The organism is Bacillus sp. ISL-34 (assembly GCF_018613325.1).
In the GTDB taxonomy this organism is placed as follows: domain Bacteria; phylum Bacillota; class Bacilli; order Bacillales; family DSM-1321; genus Peribacillus.
Map to the genome: position 1 here is coordinate 52,738 of NZ_JAGGQJ010000003.1, position 22,647 is coordinate 75,384.

A 22,647-nucleotide genomic window follows, 5' to 3' on the forward strand; every position below is an offset into this window, starting at 1 on the left:
AAAGCCATCTTCTCCTTCATGCTTATTGCGGTTGATAAATCTCGTCAAATGTGCCACCATCATTAAAATGTGTTTCCTGTGCTTTTTTCCAACCTCCAAACGTATCATCAACAGTCACCATATCGATATTGGCAAATTGGCCTTCATATTCAGCGAGAACCTTCTCATCCCTTGGGCGATAGAAGTTTTTCGCGGCAATTTCCTGACCGGCATCCGTATAGAGGTATTCCAGGTAGGCTTCAGCCACTTCCTTTGTTCCTTTTTTCTCGACCACCTCATCGACAACAGCTACCGGTGGCTCTGCCAATATACTGATTGAAGGATTGACGATTTCATATTTGTCATTACCGAATTCTTCCAGTGTTAAATAGGCTTCATTCTCCCAAGCGATTAGTACGTCACCAATTCCCCTTTCCACAAAAGTGGTCGTTGCACCGCGGGCCCCTGAATCCAGGACTTCAACATTCTGATAAAGTTTTTTCATGAAATCCTTCACTTTTGTTTCGTCATTATCGAAATTCTTCTCCGCATAAGCCCAGGCAGCCAGGTAATTCCACCTTGCCCCTCCGCTTGTCTTTGGATTTGGCGTAATGACTGACATATCCTTTTTAATCAAATCATCCCAATCTTTAATGCCTTTAGGGTTTTCTTTTTTCACCAAAAACACAATGGTTGATGTGTATGGTGTCGAGTTCTCCGGTAAACGTTTTTGCCAATCCTTCGCTAATAGGTTACTAGCTTCATAAATGGCATCAATATCATAAGCCAATGCCAATGTAACGACATCCGCCTCCAATCCATCAATAACTGCCCTGCCCTGTTTACCAGATCCGCCATGTGATTGTTGAATCGTTACATCCTGACCGGATTCTTCTTTCCAGTGCTTCACGAACGCTTCATTGAATTCCTGGTACAATTCCCTTGTCGGATCATATGACACATTCAAAAGCTCGACTGACTTTGATGTCCCGTCCCCTTTCGTTTTTTCCGAGTTGCATCCCGCAATTACACCGAATGCTAAAATCAAACTTATCAACATTAGCTTTTTCATGAGCTTCCCCCTTTTTTTACAACAAAAAAAGGCATGCTATTTCCCATCTAATATTCAGGAGATAGTATGCCTTCAGTTCTCTGATCAGCAAGTATTGTTTTGTATATCATTACCATAAAACAAAGTTAACCTAGTTGTCAACTAGGTATTGCATGTCCTTTTATTTAAATTCATTCACGTTTTGCAAATCAAAGTATTTACCAAACGAAAAGGGCTCGATCCAACGGTGAGATCGAGCCCTTTTTAACCTGGCTAACGCTTATTAATTTGATGCTTTTTGATACAGCTTATTATCCACGATATACTGATAACACTGATCAGGCAGTAAATATCTTGGTTCCCCGCCCATCGCGAATTCATCCCTTATATATGTAGAACTGATTTCCATGGAAAGACCTTTATCGATAAGGTGAAATGTATTGCCATCATCATAATTCCTTAGCAATGGACTTTTGGATATGATTTTCAGCATATCGATCCCATCCCGTGCCATGACGATGAATTTATGATTCGCAATCAATTTTTCCCTGAATTTCCATCTTAAGTGTACCGGTAACTCCTGATTATCAATATCTTCAAGTAAATCTGCACCCATTATGAAATAAACTTCGTCGTTTGGGAATCGTGATTTAAAATATTCCATCGTATACCAAGTATATTGTTTACTCGTTCCGGCTCGTTCATTAATTTCATAATCACTGACTTCGAATAGCGGGTTCCCCCCTATTGCCAGCTTGAGCATTTCCCAACGGTGATCATTGCTCGTTTTCATCTGTTTATCGATACGGCCATTTGAGCAAGGTAAAAAAATCACCTTATCCAGCTTAGCACGATGCGCAATGGTGGATGCTGTCCATAAATGCACATTCGTGACTGGATCGAAGGAAGATCCATAAACTCCAATTTTGCCCATCCTAATATCCCCCTCATCAGCCTTTCTTTTTCACCACGGCCCTGACCGGGCTCCCGTCCCCGGCTTCTAATGCAAGCGGCAATGCAGCCAAATCGTACAGCCCAGGCTCCAGTCCATCAAGGACCAGCCCTTCGAGGATAGTAATCCCACAGCCTGACAGTGCATTGTGGGCAGGCAATTCTTTGCTGTCGAGACAGTCGACGGAAGGTAAATCAAGCCCAAGGAGCCTAACCCCTTATTTGCAAGGAAGGGGGCTAAATCTGGTTCAATCGGTGGAATCCATTCCGGAAAAAGGCTGAGGTCCTTCCATTGACCTGTTGCCAGCAGCAACCGCCGGACCCCTGTCAATTCGATGCCTTCAAAGGCTTTAATGCCAATGCTTTCAGCTGCATCCACCTTTACTACGGTAGCAGTGCCAATATATAAATCAAGATCAAGTTCGGTGATTTTTTTTCCATTGTCATCAAAATGATAGGGAGCATCAATATGAGTCCCTAAATGGGTACTCATCCGGATTTCCCCCACATTGACAGCTGACCCTTCAGCCATTGATGAATTCAGCTGATAAGAATATTGCGTATCTCCTGGCCAATAAGGCGTATTTTCATTCAGGCGCTGAGAAATATCTAACCATTGATTCATGTATTTCCCCCTCCAGTCAAAGCTTAAAGTTTGGTCCTTAATGTCCAAAGCTCAGGAAAAAATGGCTGTTTGACCACTTTCTTCAGATAACTTACACCGGACGATCCGCCAGTTCCCTTTTTATTACCGATGATCCGTTCTACGGTGCTCATATGATTGAATCTCCAGAATTGTTGTTGACTTCCAATATCAACGAGTTTTTCGGCCAACTCATACAAATCCCAGTAATTATTCACATCACGGTAAACGGTCAGCCATGCATTTTCAACACTTGCATTTTCCTGATAAATTTCTGACCAATCCCTGTTCAAGACCGATTGATCAATGGGAAGCCCTCTTGCAGCCAATGCCCCTATAGCCGCATCATAAATACTAGGTTTATTCAAGGCTGACATCATCGATCCATAAAGATCGGGCTGATGACGGAAAACGGCCAATATGTGCGAATTCTTTTGACCCAACGCAAATTCTATCAACCTATTCTGAAATGATTGAAACCCTGAAGAGTTTCCTAGTTTCTCCCGGAATTCCATATAATCGGATGGCGTCAAGGTCGAAAGCACATTCCAGGATTGAACTAGTTGCTGTTGGATCCTGGCCACTCTGGATAGCATCTTAAAGGAAGGCTCCAAACGTCCTGCCTCAATATGGTCGGTAGCCGCAGTCAATTCATGGAGGATCAATTTCATCCATAATTCACTTGTTTGGTGAATGATGATGAACAGCATTTCATCGTGATGGCCGGAAAGCCGATGCTGACTTGATAATATTTGATTTATATGCAGGTAGTCCCCATAGGACATATCCTTTTCAAAATCAGTTACCATACTTTCTTCCAAACGATGTTCATCTCTTGGACCCTTATCCATACTATCCCTCTTTCCCTTTACTTTCTTTTGATTTTCGACATCAATAAATAAACGATGCAAAGAAAGATCAGCCAAGGAACCCCGAACTGGAGCACGATTTTAAATGGGCCAGTGAACCAGGTAGATACCGTCAAAGCAAACAAAAGAAATGCACCAAGAATCGTCAGGTATGGAAATCCATACATTTTAACCGGTAATTTGCGGCCCCCTGATTTCTCCCACCTCTTCCTGAAATATAAATGGGAAATGAACACCATGAACCAGGTTAAAATGGCTCCGAACATCGATATCCCCATCATGAATGCATATGAAGTCTCCGGAAGCAGGACCTTTACCCCTGCAGCAAGAAATATTCCTAAAGTGGATATGAGAAGTGCCCTTACCGGGACACCTTTCCTGCTCACTTTTTGAAATAGGGCTGGAGCCTGCTGTTGTTCGGATAATGAAAATATCATTCTGGTGGAGGCATATAATTGACTATTCATTGCAGATAAAGCAGCGGTTAAAATAATGAAATTCATTATCCCCGATGCCCCCGGAACATTCAGGATTTCCATTACCTTAACAAATGGGCTTTTATCAATACCGGCAGATTGCCAGGGAACAATCATTAACATGATCCCGATTGTCAGTACATAAAAAGTGGCAAGCCTGAAGACAGTTGCCTTCAAAGCTTTAGGGACGGCTATATCCGGGTCCTTTGCTTCTCCCGCCGTCACCGCAATCAACTCAGTTCCTAAAAAGCTGAAGAGCGAAATGAATATGGCGACCCAGAGCCCCCAAAACCCGAAAGGCATAAAACCTCCATCATTGGCATAGTTCTCTACACCGATCCCGCTTGAAGGTTCGGCGCCAATCACCACATAGGCGCCCAGTAGAATGAATATGACAATGGCGCTTATTTTGATCATTGAAAATACATACTCAAAATTCCCGAATGTATTGACACTTGTCGCATTTACATAAATTAGCAGTGCAGCAAAAAGGAAAATCCAAACGCTTCCAGGTACAGCCGGGAACCAATATTTCATATAAACAGCGATGGCACTCACTTCGACACCAATGGCAAGGACATTCGCTATCCAATATGAATATCTCACAACAAAACCCGCAAATGGACTTATATATTTTTCAGCAATGGTTCCAAAGGATCCCGATGTTGGATAGGCTACAGTCATTTCCGCCAAACAGCCCATCAGCAGAAGGACAATGAATGCACCTATTGCATAGCTGATAAGTACACTTGGACCTGCCGTTGAAATCGCAAGGCCGCTCCCCAAAAATAGCCCGGTGCCAATTGCACATCCCATTGCTATCATAGTGATTTGATTCGATGATAATTCACGATGCAGCTTATTTTTCTCCATATGTTGCTCCCATTCTAGGCAATGATTCCCCTTTTATTTTCATAGTTTTCATATAATCTGCCGTCCATGATCTTCTTAAGCACCTGTACCGTTTCATAGACTTCCTGAAAAGAGGTGTAAAGGGCAACAGGTGCTAAACGAATCATATTCGGTTCACGATAATCGGGTATGACGGCCTCTTGTTTCAATGCTTTACATATTCTCGCAGATTCTGGATGTTCAAGGATGATATGACCGCCCCTTTTCGCTTCATGCCTTGGGCTCCCGATTTCGAATCCATATCCCGTTAATTCCGATTTTAATAAATCCATAAGATATTGAGTCAGCCTCAAGGATTTCTTCCGGACTTGTTCTATCCCCGCTTCCGCAAACATTTCAAGCGAGCCTAAAAGGGGAGCCATGCTTAATATATGGGGAGTTCCAATCTGGAAGGCACCTGCCGAATTTGCCTGGGTAAAGGTATGTTCCATATCGAACTGCTTATCTTTCCTTGAGCCAAACCACCCAGCCAACCCGGGCTTCCTTGCAAAATGCTTACGGTTCACATATAACCCCGCTACACAACCTGGCCCGCCATTCAAATGCTTATAGTTACACCAAAACGCGAAATCCACTTCCCAGTTGTCAAACAAATGCGGAACGGCACCAACGGAATGACAGGCATCGAATCCTATCACGATTCCACGTGCATGCGCTTCCTTTGTTAACCTCTCCATATCAAGGATCTGACCGCTTCGATATAAAACCGTCGGAAGTACAATCAACGCTATTTCCTCGTTCATCTTAGCAATGATGTCATCTTCTTCAAGGAATTTACCATCTCGGCTTTTCACCTGAACCAAGTGTGCCGAAGGATCAAGCCCATGCAAAAGGAGCTGGCTTTGAAGTGCATAGATATCACTCGGGAAGGTTAGTTCATCCGCCAAAATCTTATTCCTGCCAGCTCTCGGTTCAAAAAAAGTGGCCGCAAGCTGATGCAGATTAGCTGTAGTTGACCCTCCCATTATCACTTCATCCCCTGAAGCACCTACCAGCGGGGCACTCAATTCACCCAATCTCTCAGAAAAGTAAAACCAGGGCTCTGTACCCTCCGTCCAGCCGTCTATTCCATACTTTTTCCAATCTTCCAATGACTTCATTAAACTTTTCTCAGCCCGCTTCGATAAAAGTCCCAATGAGTTCCCATCCATATAAATCATCCCGGGGTTCAAGTAGAACTCCTCTCTGTAAGCAACTAATGGATCTTCCTGATCCAAAGTTTTCGCATACTCTTTCGTTGACATGAAATTATTGATATCGTTGTTCTCCCCGTTTTCTTCCAATCCACTATTTTTCACTTGTAAATCCCTACCCCTTTCCATGCCAACCTTATCATTCTGTCAGGATCTTTTTCAATATAATCCTTTTTATCAAAAATCATTGTGTAGTGATTTCTTTCATCATATTTCGGCCAGATTTCGCCTTCCGGGGGATTGGGGTTTCCATGTTTCGCAAAGTTGACCCAATGGCCCTGCATTCTATGGGAAACCTTTAGGGCAGCTGGCCTTGAACCATATGAAGTAATCCGTTTCCCAAATGCCGAGTCGAAAGTCTGAAAGGCAAAAGGAATTTCCATGCCATGCGTCGCCCCTAATTTACTTATGCGCATTGCCGCCGTTTTATAATCAAAACGGTACATCCATGTTTTTTCAAAGCGGCTGTATGCCTCCGCATACCAAACCGAGGGAATATGGAAGGTCGCATCACGGCCAATGCCAAGCACAGCTTTTTTTTCTGGGTAGTTTATATAAGCATTCGTAATTCGCTCTTTCGCCTCTGGATCAGTGTTTTCGAACATTTTATGAATCATCGCCGCATTAGTTGGGATTAATGGGGGATCCATCTGATCGAATAACGTCGCTTCGTCCCTATTGGTTCCGATAAGCAAGGGTATTCCCTTTGCTTTTCCGGATCGAATCGAATCTAATGGATAATCGGGCAGGAAGTCACCATCTACGACAGGTCCAAATGATAGTGAGCCCGGCATGGCCTGTGAATTTTCCTGTAAGAGTTGGTAGGAGGCCGCGACAATCTCTTGAACCGGAAATGTTTTTTAGCGGTGGACTTCCTCCTTTCCAATGCCCAATATATCCAGGAACCTTTCACTGAATTGGCGCGCAAATCCTTTTCCGTAAACAGATGTCGGAGCGGGACTTTCCGCAATGGCCTGTTTAAAAAGACCTCTCGCTGAAGGAACGGTAAGTAAAGTCGTCACCGCATTGCCACCAGCTGATTCACCAAATATCGTAACATTATCAGGGGCGCCGCCAAACGCTTCTATATTCTCTTTAACCCATTTCAGAGCCGTAACTTGATCACGTAAACCTAAATTGGTTTCAAATATTTCCCCATCACCTGCCAACTCGGAAAAATCCAGATATCCCAGCGCCCCCAGCCTATAGTTGATGCTTACTACGACTACATCTCCATTCTTAGCCAGTAAATGTCCATTGTACATATCAAGGGATCCAGCTCCCGTTATATATGCCCCTCCAGGAATCCACACCATGACCGGGCGTTTTTTATCATCGGCTCTAGGCGACCAAATATTCAGGAACAAGCAATCCTCATCCATTTTTTCATTTCCGGCCATTCCTGTCCTTACCGCCCGATCCATCGGCTGCGGGGGAATCGGACCAAAATCCACTGCATCCATGACACCGCTCCACTTATCAACTGGCTCCGGTGAGCGGAAACGCAGACCCCCAATCGGCGCTTTCGCATACCTGACTCCACGCCAAACGCATATATCGTTTTCCATAGCACCTTGAAGATGTCCTTTTACCGTCGTAACTATTGATCCAATCATTCCCTTTCACCTCTTCATATAGTAGTAGATACTTAAGTTCTTCTTTTTCATTCCTTTATATCCTTCATCTTTATTGAAAAAAGATCTACAGAGTCAGTTCATCCAAAATAAAGTACCCTATCGTATATAAAGTTTTCAGGTTATCCTCATGAGTTTGAAGTTTTCATTAAATGACCAGTTAACAAAAAAAGACCCAATCAGGTCTTTTTTTGTTGAACTTGGCAAAAAGCTTAGGCGAGCATGGCAATGATGCTCAATAAAGAGCTGCTCCGAACGGAAAGCTGTTGTGCAGCATATGTTAATTGCTGTTCATCGAGCTGTTCCAGTAACGGCTTTAATTCAAGCAATTCATTCTCCAGCCCTTTAAGATTTGTGGATATCTTGTCCACCATCAAGAGCACTTGCTCAGAATCAACAGTGGTTTCAGAAAAGACTTGTAACCGCTCCTTGATTTCAGTCAACGGCATATTCTGTGCTTTATACCGATTAATCATCTGAAGACGAATTAAAGCATCTTCTGTGTAATATCGATATCTTGACCCAGTTTTTTCATAGTTGAGCATTCCTAATTGTGTGTAATAGTCAATGGTTCTTCTCGAAACATTCGCAACTTCAGCAAGCTGGCCAATCCGATATACATTCACCCAGATAGTCACCTTCTTTTAAAATCTACTGTTAACGATACTATAACATAACTATCCTAAAAGGTGACTTCGAGGATGAATATTAGACTACTTTATCCGAATTGCCCCTCAACTGCTTCTTGGCAAAATACAGGGCATCTTCCTTCGATTTAAAAAAGTGCTGTTTTTCTATCTTATGATACAAACCAGTGCTGAGTAACAATTCCTTTGGTTGCTGCTGAATTCCGGAAATGATTAATTTCCCCTTATATTTTCCGATGCGATTAACAATCGCCAATAGTGCAGCCTCGGCTGAAGTGTCCATATATGTCACCCGGCGCATGCTTAATACCAACACTTTCGTCTTATTATCCAGGTTCTCCAATATCGATGACTCCAGGACATCTATCGAACCAAAGAAGAGGGGACCTTCCAAGTTATACACATTGATCTTTGAATCCGAATTATCAACTGGAACAATCTCAGTAATCTTATGACTTCTTTCCCTAACCTTTAACGTATGGCTCATTTTTGCAATGAAGGTGATGAATGCAATCAATAAGCCGATTCCCACTCCCATGATTAAATCAGTGAAGACCGTGACGAGGAAGGTGACTAGCAAAACCGCAGAATCCGCCGTCTTCGTTTTCAATACGTGAGCGAATTCCTTTCTTTCACTCATATTCCAGGCGACAAACATCAATATGGGCGCCATGCTAGCCAAAGGTATATGTGCTGCATATGGAGAAAGTACCAGCAAAACCAGCAGAACGACAATTCCGTGAATGACTCCGGACATCGGGGAGACTGCCCCGCTTTTTATATTGGTTGCTGTCCTGGCAATGGCACCTGTTGCAGGTATCCCGCCGAAGAATGGGGTCGCGATGTTCGCGATTCCTTGCCCAACCAATTCCTTATTACTATCATGCTTGGTTCCCCCCATGTTATCGGCCACGGTAGCGGATAACAATGACTCGACACCGCCTAACAAGGCAATCGTAAAAGCAACGGGAAGGAGTGTGATGATGACTTCCACTGAAAGCTCCGGCACTTGGAATTCCGGAAAACCTTTCGGAATCGCTCCATACGTGGAACCAATCGTAGCCACCTTATCGGGAAATAAAAAGTAAGCTGCCATTGTGGATATTAGCAGACCCAGAAGCGGTCCTGGCACTCTAGGCAGAAGTCTAGGTGCGAGCAGTATGACGGCAAAACATATAATCGCAACAACCACACTATATATATTGATCGTGTCTGCTTTAATCACCAGTTCCTTCATGTTATCCAAGAACGCTTCATGTTTTTCCACTTTCATACCAAAGAAGTTGGCGATTTGCCCTGAAAAGATTATTATCGCAATTCCTGTTGTAAATCCAATGATGACTGGACGGGGAATGAACTTCATCAAATTGCCTAACTTAAGAAGACCCATCAAGACTAACATTATTCCGGCTAAAAACCCGGCAATAAGCAGACTTTCATACCCATATTGCATGACGATTCCAAATAATAAAGGAACAAACGCCCCGGTTGGCCCTCCAATTTGATATTTGGAGCCACCCAAAATCGATATGAGGATTCCAGCGATGATGGTCGTATATAACCCGTATATCGGTTCCACGCCTGAAGCAATTGCAAAAGCCAATCCTAAAGGAATGGCTACAACACCTACGACCAATCCTGCCGTTACGTCCTTTTGAAAACCCTTCATATTATATCCTTGAAATCTAGAATCTTTTATCATCTTTTAAATCTCACATCCTTAGTCGTTTTTTAAGTCGGGATCTACCATCATCAGGAAAAATGACATTCTTTCATTTTTGAGGGAGTTGCTTGATCGAAATTAATCTAACTATTGTTGGGGATATTTTTCCAACGGGACAAACGATACGGAGGACTTTTCAAAGCTAAGAAATAATCGTCATATGTAATCTCCTTTTGTTAGGTTATCTGACATGGTCTCGACCACGCTTCAACATTATACAGTAAAACGTAAAACTGTACATTGTTAGTAACGTTAACATTTGTTTACAACTTTTTGCATCTTTTTACATTTACATTACAATTTGGGACCATACTTCCAGTCTGGTTAATTTGATGCCGGAGATTCAGACTACGAATCAGGAGGTTTGGACTTTGGACTAATTCCCCATACCGGAAACCTTGATTAATGACCAATAGAAAAAGCATGTTTTGAGAAAGATTGCTCAAAACATGCTCTAAAAAAACTCAAGGCTCCATATACACAAAACCTCTTACAGCTCTTCTCCTCTCGTCTCGATAATATGCTTATACCAATGAAACGACAGCTTCTTTTTCCGGTTTAACTGATCTTGATGATCCACGTAAATAAATCCGTATTGCTTCTTATACCCGTTTAACCAACTTAATAGATCAATGACAGACCAAGCGTAATACCCTTTTAAATGGATGCCTTCTTTGATTGCGCGCTTAATCACTTTTAAGTGTTCCTCAATATATTTAATACGGGGAACATCCACTATTTCACCATCTATAATCGGATCCTCATCACCAAGTCCGTTTTCTGTCACATACATTTTAATATCACCATAACGCTCTTTTAACATATGCAGCCCATCCAAAAATCCTTGAGGCGAGATTTCCCAGCCCCATTTTGTATATGTTTTATCTTCCATTTTCACGGTCCGATAAAAGCCATCAAAAGACGGGTTTCCTGGAGCTAGTGTTGATGTTTCTCTTGAATGCCCCATGTTTGAAATAGCTTCCCGGTTTTTTTCCACGCGAATGGGCTGGTAATAATTGAGTCCAATAAAATCATTTTTCTCCGCATTTCTTTTTAGCGTTGCCAGTTCTTCTTCGGTCCAACTTGGTGTCCAGCCTTTCTCCTTTAATTGCTCAACCACATAAGCTGGATATTCACCTTTTAAAATTGGGTCATAATACCAAAAAGTTTCATATTCATTGGCATGCCGAGCAGCTAATACATTCTCATGTTTTTCATCAATACTATAAGCAGGCAGGAATACATGGGTAATCCCAATTTCACCGTAATGATTCAGTGCCTTGTATACCTCTACCGCCTTGGCATGTGCATAAAAAACGTAATGTGTCGCTTGGAAGTATTTATTTTCATCGTTTTGGACTCCAGGCGGGTGCGCTCCTTTTAAATACCCCAAACCGCAAAACATAACCGTTTCATTAAACGTGATCCAATGTTTGACGCGGTCTCCGAATGCGCGAAAACAAATCTCCGCATACTTGACGAACGCTTCAGCTGTTCGCTTATTCGTCCACCCCCCACCTTGTTCAAGCGTCAGAGGCAAATCCCAATGATACAGCGTAACAAATGGAACAATCCCATATTTTAAGCATTCATTAATAACATTATTATAAAATTCCAAGCCTTTTTCATTGATTTCCCCGTCACCGGTTGGCAAAATACGCGCCCATGAAATGGAAAACCGATATGATTCAAGTCCCATCTCTGCCATTAATTTAATATCTTCTTTGTAACGATGATAATGGTCTATCGCTACATCCCCGTTTGTACCTTCATATGTTTTCCCCGGAATCTTTGCAAAGACATCCCAATTCGTTATGCCTTTACCATCTTCATCCCATGCTCCTTCTATTTGAAAAGAAGCAGAAGCTGCTCCGAATAAAAAATCGTGTGGAAACTTCATTATAACCCTCCATTTTCATACCCGCTTATTAAATTTATAATAATATATTTTATTCATTGGCACAAATATTATTTTTTGATTCACGTAAAACATAAGCCTTAAAGATAGTATTTACTATCATGGAATGATTAAATCCAGAATTCTGCTGAATCACTCTCTCTTTTTCTAGCAAAAGATGATCGATTTTTAGTAGCATATGAACATACAAAAACCCGTCCACCTTTTGGGGACGGGTTACGCATATTAAAGATGTTAGCAATCACTCCACAACCGGGAGCCAACCTTTTATCCCAATCAGCTTTTCCCAAAGCGGATCTGGTATGACCAGTTCATCCTGATCTTTTTTTGAAAGGGTAGTCCGTATTTCCGCTTCTTTTCCAGACCTGATTTTTTCAATCCAATGCGGTTCCATAAGAAGTTCACGGCCAAGCGCGATAAAAGGGACACCCGTTTCCATAGCTTCTGCAACTTCATCGGGTGTATGTAGTGATCCTACACCGACAACCGGAATACGATTGCCTACTTTATCGTAAATTTTAACGATGCGTGACTTTGTCCTATCACTCTCACGGAATGAGCCATTCCAGAAGTGGCCTACCGATATATGTAGATAATCCAGGTTTTGATTCGCTAATCTATCAACGAATTGAATAGTATCATCTAAAGTGATTCCAGGATTGCTGCCTTCTTCAGGAGAAAGGCGGTAACCGATGATAAACGGCTTTTCCGCATGCTCGGCAACCGTTTTCTCGACTTCATTCACAATGGTAAGCGGGAAAATCAATCGTTTTCCCAGTGTTCCACCCCAGTTATCCGTACGACGGTTCGAGTGTGGCGAGAAGAATTGTTGCAGCAAGTACGTATTGGCACCATGGATTTCCACGCCATCGAATCCTGCTTCGATTGCCCTTCTTGTTGCTTCGCCAAATGCCTTAATAACGTCTTGTATTTCATCTTCACTCATTTCCCGCGGTACAGGTGCTTCCTCGCTGGAAGCAATGGCACTTGCAGAAACAGGTTGGTTATCAGGCAATAATTCCGGCGGACTTTGCCGGCCTCCATGATAGATTTGCAGAATCGCTTTTGACCCGTTGGACTGGATCGTTTCGGCCAGTTTTCTCAAGGATGGGATAAAGAAATCGTCATCTGCGCTAAGTTGGCCTGGGAATCCCTTGCCTCCAGCAGATACATAGGCACATGCCGTGACCACCGCACCTACACCAGCAGAGCGTTCAGCGTAATAGGCCAGTTCATCATCGGTTACAACACCTTGGTCATCCGAAGAATAAGTGGTCATAGGAGCCATCAAGATACGATTTTTCACTTCTACCCCTGATGGAAATATATATGGTTGAAAGATCTTTTCGTATTTTTGATTCATGCCAATCCTCCCCCTTTACTCTTAGTGGTGATGATGTCCGTGCGGTTCTTTAGAAGGATTCGTGATTTCAAAGCCTTCTTCAGGTACATAAAAATATTTGATCCAGACACCATCAAGAAAATCTTCACGTGAATCAAGCAAAATATCGATATCTTTATCTGTTTTGACGACTTCATCATGTTCTGCCGGTGAATCCAGCTTCATGTCATAATGGGCATGATCGCCATGCATATGGGTGATATATACACGAATCATTTTCCCTTCGGCTTCTTCAGTGCTCAGCATTTTTTGTAAGACCTTTGCTGCATTGCGATTTATTTTGCAATTCATGTCCATTCCCCCAACAATAAAATTATGCCTGTACTGAATTCTACCCAATTAAGGGTTATCAGTAACATCCATTTTTACCCTTCATGATTGGCCTTGTCCTCGGTCTGAAGGAAAGACGATGCCGATTTGCTTTCTTGCTTCATCCATGATTTCCATAGTCAACAGTGTATTCATATATGAATTTATATCGGATTCCGTTTTCCCCTGCTGTATCAATTCAACAAATTCTTTCGCTTCATAATACATGGTAGGCATATCCTGTTTAACAGAAATATTTTCAGTGGTTCCATCCCGATACTGAATATCCACCGCTTGCGGTCCTGAAATTTTCTGAATGATGATGCTTCCAAGTTCACCTTGAATTTCCGATGGCAAATTGGATTCGGTAATCTTGGAAAACATGACGACTGCCTCCATTTCATCATAGGAAAGCAGGATCGTACCCTGCCCATCAACTCCTGATTCAAGCATCGTTCCTGATGCCTGCACCTTATTCGGTTTACCGAACAGTACAACAAGTGGATAGAGGACGTAAATGCCTAGATCCATTAAAGAGCCACTGGAGAATTCAGGATTGAATGCATTCAGCACAGTGCCTTGTTTATATGAATCATAGCGTGAAGAATATTGGCAAAAGCTTCCCGAGAAACGCCTTATCTTCCCGATTTTATCCAGATTCCCCTTTATGCTTTCGAAATTCGGCATGATGGTCGATTTCATCGCTTCCATCAATAGCACATCATTTTGTTTTGCAGCTGCAATCATTTCCATTACTTCTGCCGCATTCGAGGCCATTGGTTTTTCACATAATACATGTTTTTTATTTTGTAAAAACAACACGGCTTGCCTGCAATGATGAGAGTTAGGGCTTGCTATATATACAGCGTCGATTTCATCGCTGGCAGCCATTGCTTCTAAATTCGTAAAAGTCGTATGTACTTCGTATTTATTGGCAAATTCCTTGGCTTTCTCTTCTGTACGTGAATACACGGCGGTTAAAGATAAATCCTCTACATGCTTTGCAGCCTCCAAAAATCGTTCCGTGATCCAGTTTGTACCTATTACCCCTAATCTTATCAACACACTATCCCCTTTCAAGCTAACTTAATTATGTCCTCAATATACAGACATTTCACTGAAAAACAAAGTATAATGAACACTCGCAATTGTTTAAATTGGATTTTTCAGGCAATATTCGTTTATAATTTTTCTATATTACACTGCCATGATGTTTCTACATACTCCCAAAATGGGAAAGAAAACTAAAAAGGAGCGTGTGAAGTTTATGACAGAATTAATGAAAAACAAAGTTGCCATCATTACCGGTGGAGGATCAGGAATTGGCCGGGGTGCCGCACTGAAACTAGCTGAAAACGGCGCGAACATCATCTTTTTTGATCGTACAGTCGAAAATGCCGAAAAAGTGAAGGAAGAAGTGGAAAACCTTGGTCGAGAGGCTTTAATCATTAAAACTGATGTTTCCAAGGCTGAGCAAGTTGAACATGCCTACAAGACGGCCTATGAACATTTTGGGAAAATTGATTTTGTATTTGCAAACGCAGGCATCAACGGAGTGATTGCCCCTATAGAAGACATTAAGCCAGAAGATTGGGATAAGACACATACCATCAACCTCAAAGGCACCTTTCTCACCATCAAATACGCCATTCCCTACATGAAGGAAACGGGAGGCAGCATCGTAATCAACAGCTCCATCAATGGAAACAGATTTTTCAAGAATTTTGGTTTTTCCGCTTATAGTTCATCCAAAGCCGGTCAAGTCGCTTTCGGTAAAATGGCTGCACTCGAGTTGGCAAGATATAAAATCCGGGTAAATACCATTTGTCCCGGCTCCATCGATACGAGCATTCACGATAACACATTCCCGGAAGATGAAAACTTAAAAAAAATCACGATTCCCATTGAATATCCGGAAGGCTCTCAGCCCCTGGCGAGGAAAGCGGGGACTACCGAACAAGCTGGTGATCTCGTATTGTTTCTAGCATCAGACATGTCCTCCCATATTACGGGCACGGAAGTTTATATCGATGGTGCAGAATCACTATTATGATTCAAAAAGAAAAAGCTGAAATCCACATCAGGATTTCAGCTTTTTACCTTTTTAAGCAACTCGTCTTAACCCGCGACGGGCAAGGAGTAAATAAGCGCACATGGCGATGACATGGCAACTTACCATCACAATTCCCATCGGCAATGGTGACTCACCTGAACCTAATCCCACCAGGGGAGCCATTAATGATCCTAATATGAAGGGAAGCAGGCCAATTAAAGCCGAAGCACTGCCTGCTGTTTTTTTCTGATTTTGCATCGCTAAAGAAAAACTCGTTGTACCGACAATACCGACGCTGGAGACGGAGAAGAATAAAGCGACCAAGATTCCTGCCAACCCCATTTCGAGAAGGACTGAGGCAAGAAGTAATATTCCCCCAAATAAAGCTAGACATAATCCCATTTGAAGCAGTTTTTCTTCTTTAACCTTACCGGCAAGCTTCCCGGCAATTTGTGAAGCGATGATGATCCCAATTCCGTTAATTGCAAAAATCAGGCTGAAGGTCTGTGGGGAAACCCCATAAATGTTCTGGAGAACAAAAGGCGATCCGGAAATATAAGCGAACATTGCGGCACTTATGAACCCTTGTGCAAAAGCATAGCCCATAAACACACGATCCTTCAATAAGTTCCCAAAAGTCCTGATAGTATCATTTACCCCACCGGCACTCCTGAGATTAGACGTTAAAGTTTCCTTTATCCCAAAAAATGCAGCTGCAACCATAATGATACTTAATACTGAAATGACAATGAAAACTCCCCGCCAAGAAGTGAACTGCAAAAGTTGACCGCCAAAAACCGGAGCCAATATCGGTGCCGCCCCATTCACCAGCATTAACATGGAGAAGAACTTGGTCAAATCCGTTCCTGAAAAAAGATCACGAACTATGGCCCTTGAAATGACAATACCTCCCGCTCCCGCAACCCCTTGGATAAAACGTAATAATAAAAGCAATTCAATGGTTGGAGCAAAAGCGCATAACAGAGATGAAATGCAATAAATGGATAAAGATATGATTAACGGTGTCCGTCTTCCTTTTGCATCACTTAGAGGCCCTAAATAAATTTGGCCCAAAGCCAAACCTAACAAGCAGGCCGTCAAGCTCAGCTGCGCTAAAGACGTACTGCTTTTCAGATCCTCTGCCAGTGTGGGAAGACCCGGTAAATACATATCAAGTGACAGTGGTCCAATCGCTGCAAAAGACCCCAGCATAAGAGCCATCAACAGCCTTTTGGATTTAGTCATTTCGTTGCCTGATGATATCGTTTCCTTCATTTCAATCATTATTACCCCTATCCCTTTCAACTAATTATTTCCTAAATAAAACTCGACTTTCTTTATTTTACAAAAGATCGGAACAATTTACGATAAGTATGCTTCACTTCAATTGGTTTCAACCTTTCAGCACTCAATTAAGCCCATGCTTAGGAAATATATTTGAGGATGTAAACTTTTAAAGGTCGAAACAATTCCCCGCCTTCGGATTTAACTCCATTTGAGGGTTATTTTCAGCTTCGGCAAAAAAATTCAATAAAAAATGACCCCATTTTTTTGGAGTCATTATAGACTGTAGACAAACTCAAAGTAAAGTCAGTTTGGCAGCAGTTTTTTTATTTGAACAACGTTGTAGTTGATCAGCCGGAGCACTTTTTACAACCTAAATCGGACTTTTTTTGCTTTCCGGAACTTTTTTTCGGTCGATTACGAAGTTTTTCGACCTACACCGCACTTTATTCGACCGTTCACGAATTTATCCGACCTCCCCCGCACTTTATTCGACCGTTCACGATTTTTTTCGACCTACACCGCACTATTCGGACTCCGAAGCATTTATTTTAAAGTCCTCGGATTAAATCCGCTCCCTTTCCGCCGACCGCTGCCTAGTTCTTCAATCTAGTTCGGTTTTATCCTATATAAAACAGTGGAAACTCACGGAATATAACCAAGTCTCGTTTTAAAATGGTGAAAGGGATTCGGGATGAAACCATCCCGAACCCAATTTTAGGTTCATTTTGATTTATTCAACAATACTAAATTACGGGGAGTATCACCAGATAGCCCCTCCATCAAGTTTTGTACAGCAAGGGCTGCCATTTTCAATCTTGTGGCAATGCTAGCACTCCCGATATGCGGCAATGTAACCACATTGGGCAATGTTAGCAGCGGGTGGTCCACAGGGACGGGCTCCTTTTCGAATACATCCAATCCAGCCGCCCAAATCTCTCGACTTTCCAGCGCATGGTACAACGCCTTTTCATCGATAATCCCGCCTCTTGCTGTATTTATGAGCACAGCCGTCCCTTTCATTAATTCCAATTGCTCCTTGCCAATCATGTAAGTGGTTTCCGGTGTGAGCGGCAGCATGATACAAACGAAATCCGAGATTTGGAGCAATTTTTCAAGAGGCTGATATTGTATTTCTAATTCTTTTTCCTGTTCATATTTACGGCTTCGATTAAAATAAACTATGTTCATATCGAATCCCTTAGCTCTTTTTGCAAGGGCTTCCCCAATCCTGCCTAACCCGATGATACCCAGCGTTGCACCGTGTACATCTTGTCCGGTCAGCTGCATCGGCGACCAGGTTTCCCACTTTCCACTCCTTAAATAATCTTCTGCCTCCATCATCCTTCTCGCCGTTGCAAGCAATAAGCCGAAGGTTAAATCAGCTGTCGTTTCCGTTAAAACCCCCGGTGTGTTCGTGACCATGATGCCCCGTTTTTTTGCACTTTGAACATCAATATTATTATGGCCCACTGCCATATTCGCGATGATTTTCAGATTAGGAGCCTGTTCAATCAGTGACTCATCGATTTGTTCCGTCAATAAGCAAAGCAGCCCCTCGACTTCTTTCATTTCTTCTGCAAGGATTTCTCTAGGGACCGGTATATCCTCTTGATCCCACATCCTGACATCATAATCCAGACTAAGACCTTCGATGATTTGTTCTGGCAATTTCCTTGTAATATAAATTTTTGGCTTCAAACCATTACCTCCTATACCGTTTCGTTCCATGGAACGCATTCTTGTACCTTTTTTCGCCTTCTATTTTCATTACACAAAAAATTAAAAGAATATTGGCTAAATTACTGGCTTGTTTATTCAATTTTAAAATAAACTAGATAAATAGACCATCCATTTCCAATCAAACTTACTATTAAATTTCTCGATTGCCTGGATGCTTCTGCTTGACAGTTTCAGTTCATTCAACTAATCATAGAATAATAACCTTTAAATCTATTCGGTCATTAGTAATATCGCAATTTTCCAGATGAAGTTTATCTCGATTTAGGAGGATATGGGACGTTCATGAAAATGAAAACGAATACAATATTTAAAATTTATCCAATTATAGCTCCAAGCGCTTTATCTTTAAAAAGTATAAACTTTTATTTAGTTAAACAGGATGAATCTTTAACATTAGTCGATGCAGGTATGAATGATGACGTCTGCTGGAATGCACTGCAGCGAACATTAAACGAAAATGGATTTACCGTTGGAGATATCACGGAAATTTTGTTAACCCATCACCATGGAGACCATGTTGGTTTGGTCAACCGGATTACCGAATTCCATCCGATTCCCGTTTATGCCCATTCTAAATCCATTCCCCGTTTAAAAAGGGACCCTGACTTCTTAAGTATGAGAATTGAATTTTATAAGCAGCTTTACCTTGAGATGGGCTGTGGTGAACTTGGAGAAAAACAAGTGGCTTACCTATTCAACGCGGTCGATAATAATAGAGATCAAAAACTGAATGCTGACATCATCGCAATCACGGAAAAACAATGGCTCAATTTTGTAGTGATCGAATTTCCCGGGCATGCCCCGGATCAAATTGCTTTCCTTGACCAAGAAGGGAAACGGCTTCTTGCCGGTGATTTATTGATTGAACATATATCAAGCAATGCCCTGATCGAACCTGATGAAAACGGTAATAGGATGCTGACCCTTGTAGATCATATCGATTCATTAAAACGATGTTTAGCATTACAGGTAGATCTCCTCTTTCCTGGTCATGGTAACATCATTGAACAACCTGGTCATCTGATTGAAAAAAGACTCAACAGTATAGAGAGAAAATCACAAAAAATCCTGGCCTTGATAGAATCCGGAATTTCTACAGGCAATGAACTGGCAAAGGAATTTTACAAACAAAAGTATATAACAGAATTCCCGCTCGTCATGTCAGAAATAATCGGCCATTTGGATTATTTAGAATATCAGGGGAAGGTCACGAAACAACTCGTTGAAAATGTAGTTCATTATCAAGCTAAATGACATCAAAAAAGGCTGAAATTGATCCCCACTAAGTGGAAAATGTAAAAAGCTACTGGTAATCCGTAGATGATACACTCACACTTGGAGGGGATTTTACTATATCTAGAAAAAATATGTAAACCACATTGAATCTGAAATACATAGGCCTATTTGGGTGTTTTAATTAATCGAACAGGAAAAAGAAGAGAAAATGAAGAATAGTTTCTGAATATTAAATATTTTCAGAACAGGAGAATGAATGTGAAAAGGAAATTTTTAAAGGTTTTAAGTTCAACAGTAGTAGCCGCAGCATTACTCGGAACAAATGTCAGCTTAGCTGAACGAGGACCAAATCCGACAAGTGGAACGAATCTTTCCACCGAAGCATTCCTTAATTATGACGAACTTGTAAAAAAATTAAATCAACTTGAGCAAGTGAGTGCAGGGAAAGTCAAGGTAGAAGTGGCTGGACAAACAAATCAGGGTCGTTCCATTCAAAAAGTGACTGTCGGTCATGGTGACAAAGTCGTTCTTATTCAAAGTGAAATTCATGGAAATGAAAAAACAGGAACTGTTGCGTTATTGAACATTCTTGAAAACCTTGGTCAAAGTAACTCACCTGAGGTAAAGAAAGTGCTTGATGAACTAACAATTGTTGCTATTCCAATGATGAACGTAGACGGCTCAGAGCTTGATCGTCGTGGAAATGAGATGACATGGTCTGAGGTTGTAGGGAAATTCCCCCAACTTTCTAATGTGAAACCTACTTGGAACTATTACACTACTCCCAGATCAGGCGACGACTATGCTAGCAAACCGGGATTTGATGTTAATCGTGACTTTAATCCTAATCTTAACTATGTACCGAAGCCTCAAGACTTCCCGGGGGCATCTGAAAAGCCGGGCTGGTTTATTACACCTGAAGCGCAAACGGTACGTGACACATATAAAGGGTTAAAGTCGAAATTCGGGAAAGTGGATGTTTTTATCGACCTTCATCATCAAGGGTTCCCATATATCGAAGGAACTGATGAGCGTGCAACTATGTCAATCTCAGGAAAATTCGTTCCTAACCCAAGCACTCCCGAAGGGGCTAAATATGCAGAGTATGCAGATAATTTTAAATATGATTTCTCCCGTCAGTTGACACTTACTGCGTATAACGCACTACAAGCAAAAGGGAGTTCCGTGTTTACAAATATTTCACTATACGATCAATCTATTGACCTGCCAGGAACTGCTTTAGGGACGTTTGCTTTAAACGGAAGTGGGACGGTTCTATTTGAAGTTAGTGGTCAAACACAAAACTTTGGGCAAAAAGAGAAAGGCCAGCTCGTAAAAACGGTTGAAACGGGGCTAATGGGTATTATCAATGGTGTTACAGATGGATCGGTTCATAATCTTAATCCATCAGACTATGAAAATATTCCTGAAAGTTCATCTACACCGGGAATCTAGTCAAGTTTGAAACTTAATTTTAAAGGGGGCTTGTCCGCCATCCGGCACCGGTTGAATATCGAGCCAGATGGCAGCATAGCCTTTTTTAGTTGTCAACTTGACCGGGTAAAGTCCATATCCATTCAAAGATTTCAGCCTTTTCTTGTAGACGAAGTCTACACGCACACTACAACCTCTCTGGAAAAGATGCCTTTCCTGGCTACACAGCGATCGGCAATCTCAAATCCTGCTTCTTCAATCATATGGTCCATCGTGTCAATCGTTACGACGACGACCTTGTCAGCAAAGCTCCTGGCATGTTTAAGGATAGATAGCTGATCTTCCGGCGTCGCATGTGTATATAAATTGTATGGCATATCGATAATCGCTACATCATATTTACTGGTAACCTCCGAAATCGGACCTGTAGTTACATCACCTTCGAGTCCGAAATAGGCAATGTTCTCCCTGGAACCGTCGGTAACAAGCGGGTTGATATCCCTGCCGACAATATTGATCCCCATCGACAGTGCTTCTACCAATACCGTTCCAATTCCGCAGCATGGATCAATTGCCTTCACTCCATCCGGATGCGGTACGGCTATGTTGGCAATGGCCCTCGCCACTCTTGTGCTAAGCGCTGTTGAATATTCACGGGGCTTCTTCATATGTTTTAACCAAACCGCTTCAGGTTTGACATACTTCCCAAAATACCAACGTCCGCCAAGGGTCACGATTCCAAAGACCTGATCTGGATTACGTACATCGGCATTTCCCTGAATGTGCCAGCCAATCTCACGTTCAATTTCACGCTGTCCATCATAATCTATTTTTGCTTCTTTATTCAAATCGTTAATTTTTACGAATAATACTTTGAACGTCGAATCAGGCAAATGAATACCCTTCACTTGCTCAACGATTTCGGATATGCTTTCCCCTTCAAACATGACGTCGACCCGGCCTTTCATGAAAGGGCTCCTGCTCGGTTCAATTGCTATATCACTTTTCACAATATTCCCTGAAGTCTCAAAGCCAAAGAACGAGCGCATCTCCATTTTAGATAATGAGCGTTCGTCAGGGCTGCATGTAAACGTATATATATATGCCGGTTTGCGGCTATGATTAGTCAATCCATTCCCATCCTTCATTACTTTAGATTATATCTTTCTATCAAACATAGCTGTAATAGG

The 22,647-nt window shown here is 42.0% G+C and carries 19 protein-coding genes and 1 pseudogene; 3 read left to right on the forward strand and 17 right to left on the reverse strand.

The window, feature by feature from the left end; translation table 11 throughout:
* Nucleotides 1–22 precede the first annotated feature (22 nt).
* The 13 genes and pseudogenes from J7E52_RS02925 to J7E52_RS02990 form a co-directional block, all read right to left on the reverse strand.
* Complete coding sequence (locus tag J7E52_RS02925) at nt 23–1,051, reverse strand: sulfate ABC transporter substrate-binding protein (protein WP_214743630.1); 1,029 nt, start codon at nt 1,049–1,051, stop codon at nt 23–25.
* 262 nt (nt 1,052–1,313) lie between these two features.
* Nucleotides 1,314–1,964, reverse strand: a complete 651-nt coding sequence (gene nadD, locus J7E52_RS02930; RefSeq protein ID WP_214743631.1) for a nicotinate (nicotinamide) nucleotide adenylyltransferase — start codon at nt 1,962–1,964, stop codon at nt 1,314–1,316.
* A 66-nt stretch (nt 1,965–2,030) separates the two neighbouring features.
* Nucleotides 2,031–2,606 carry a cyclase family protein gene (locus J7E52_RS02935; protein WP_309476846.1) on the reverse strand — a complete coding sequence of 192 codons (576 nt, stop codon included), beginning with the start codon at nt 2,604–2,606 and terminating at the stop codon, nt 2,031–2,033.
* 23 nt (nt 2,607–2,629) lie between these two features.
* On the reverse strand, nt 2,630–3,475 hold the full coding sequence (gene kynA, locus J7E52_RS02940; RefSeq protein ID WP_214743632.1) for a tryptophan 2,3-dioxygenase: 846 nt from the start codon (nt 3,473–3,475) through the stop codon (nt 2,630–2,632).
* A 17-nt stretch (nt 3,476–3,492) separates the two neighbouring features.
* Complete coding sequence (locus J7E52_RS02945) at nt 3,493–4,842, reverse strand: amino acid permease (RefSeq protein ID WP_214743633.1); 1,350 nt, start codon at nt 4,840–4,842, stop codon at nt 3,493–3,495.
* Between the two features lie 14 nt (nt 4,843–4,856).
* Nucleotides 4,857–6,125 carry a kynureninase gene (gene kynU / locus J7E52_RS02950; protein ID WP_214743754.1) on the reverse strand — a complete coding sequence of 423 codons (1,269 nt, stop codon included), beginning with the start codon at nt 6,123–6,125 and terminating at the stop codon, nt 4,857–4,859.
* Nucleotides 6,126–6,175: 50 nt separating this feature from the next.
* Nucleotides 6,176–7,690: pseudogene (locus tag J7E52_RS26790) on the reverse strand (carboxylesterase/lipase family protein).
* Nucleotides 7,691–7,920: 230 nt separating this feature from the next.
* Complete coding sequence (locus J7E52_RS02965) at nt 7,921–8,334, reverse strand: MerR family transcriptional regulator (RefSeq protein ID WP_214743635.1); 414 nt, start codon at nt 8,332–8,334, stop codon at nt 7,921–7,923.
* 82 nt (nt 8,335–8,416) lie between these two features.
* On the reverse strand, nt 8,417–10,057 hold the full coding sequence (locus tag J7E52_RS02970; RefSeq protein ID WP_214743636.1) for a SulP family inorganic anion transporter: 1,641 nt from the start codon (nt 10,055–10,057) through the stop codon (nt 8,417–8,419).
* Nucleotides 10,058–10,568: 511 nt separating this feature from the next.
* On the reverse strand, nt 10,569–11,978 hold the full coding sequence (locus J7E52_RS02975; protein ID WP_214743637.1) for a GH1 family beta-glucosidase: 1,410 nt from the start codon (nt 11,976–11,978) through the stop codon (nt 10,569–10,571).
* A 259-nt stretch (nt 11,979–12,237) separates the two neighbouring features.
* Nucleotides 12,238–13,359, reverse strand: coding sequence for an NADH-dependent flavin oxidoreductase (locus J7E52_RS02980; protein ID WP_214743638.1), 1,122 nt, complete (start codon nt 13,357–13,359; stop codon nt 12,238–12,240).
* Between the two features lie 21 nt (nt 13,360–13,380).
* Entirely contained in the window at nt 13,381–13,689 is a 309-nt protein-coding gene (locus tag J7E52_RS02985; protein ID WP_214743639.1) for an iron-sulfur cluster assembly accessory protein, read from the reverse strand.
* 81 nt (nt 13,690–13,770) lie between these two features.
* Nucleotides 13,771–14,769 carry a Gfo/Idh/MocA family protein gene (locus tag J7E52_RS02990; RefSeq protein WP_214743640.1) on the reverse strand — a complete coding sequence of 333 codons (999 nt, stop codon included), beginning with the start codon at nt 14,767–14,769 and terminating at the stop codon, nt 13,771–13,773.
* Nucleotides 14,770–14,974: 205 nt separating this feature from the next.
* Here J7E52_RS02990 and J7E52_RS02995 point away from each other — a divergent pair, with 205 nt between their 5' ends.
* Entirely contained in the window at nt 14,975–15,760 is a 786-nt protein-coding gene (locus J7E52_RS02995; RefSeq protein ID WP_214743641.1) for an SDR family oxidoreductase, read from the forward strand.
* Nucleotides 15,761–15,811: 51 nt separating this feature from the next.
* Here J7E52_RS02995 and J7E52_RS03000 read toward each other — a convergent pair whose 3' ends face one another.
* Both J7E52_RS03000 and J7E52_RS03005 read right to left on the reverse strand, forming a co-directional pair.
* Nucleotides 15,812–17,044 (reverse strand): multidrug effflux MFS transporter, encoded by a 1,233-nt coding sequence (locus J7E52_RS03000; protein WP_396020234.1) that lies wholly within the window; start codon nt 17,042–17,044, stop codon nt 15,812–15,814.
* A 723-nt stretch (nt 17,045–17,767) separates the two neighbouring features.
* Entirely contained in the window at nt 17,768–18,745 is a 978-nt protein-coding gene (locus J7E52_RS03005; protein WP_214743642.1) for a 2-hydroxyacid dehydrogenase, read from the reverse strand.
* Nucleotides 18,746–19,069: 324 nt separating this feature from the next.
* Here J7E52_RS03005 and J7E52_RS03010 point away from each other — a divergent pair, with 324 nt between their 5' ends.
* Both J7E52_RS03010 and J7E52_RS03015 read left to right on the forward strand, forming a co-directional pair.
* Complete coding sequence (locus tag J7E52_RS03010; RefSeq protein ID WP_214743643.1) at nt 19,070–20,041, forward strand: MBL fold metallo-hydrolase; 972 nt, start codon at nt 19,070–19,072, stop codon at nt 20,039–20,041.
* 234 nt (nt 20,042–20,275) lie between these two features.
* Nucleotides 20,276–21,478 carry a M14 family zinc carboxypeptidase gene (locus tag J7E52_RS03015; protein ID WP_214743644.1) on the forward strand — a complete coding sequence of 401 codons (1,203 nt, stop codon included), beginning with the start codon at nt 20,276–20,278 and terminating at the stop codon, nt 21,476–21,478.
* On the opposite strand, the gene J7E52_RS03020 is transcribed toward J7E52_RS03015, so the two are convergent.
* Together J7E52_RS03020 and J7E52_RS03025 are read right to left on the reverse strand one after the other, a co-directional pair.
* Nucleotides 21,479–21,643 carry a hypothetical protein gene (locus J7E52_RS03020; protein WP_214743645.1) on the reverse strand — a complete coding sequence of 55 codons (165 nt, stop codon included), beginning with the start codon at nt 21,641–21,643 and terminating at the stop codon, nt 21,479–21,481.
* Nucleotides 21,634–22,605 carry a TRM11 family SAM-dependent methyltransferase gene (locus tag J7E52_RS03025; RefSeq protein ID WP_214743646.1) on the reverse strand — a complete coding sequence of 324 codons (972 nt, stop codon included), beginning with the start codon at nt 22,603–22,605 and terminating at the stop codon, nt 21,634–21,636. Before J7E52_RS03025 ends, J7E52_RS03020 begins: the two co-directional genes overlap by 10 nt.
* Between the last annotated feature and the right edge of the window lie 42 nt (nt 22,606–22,647).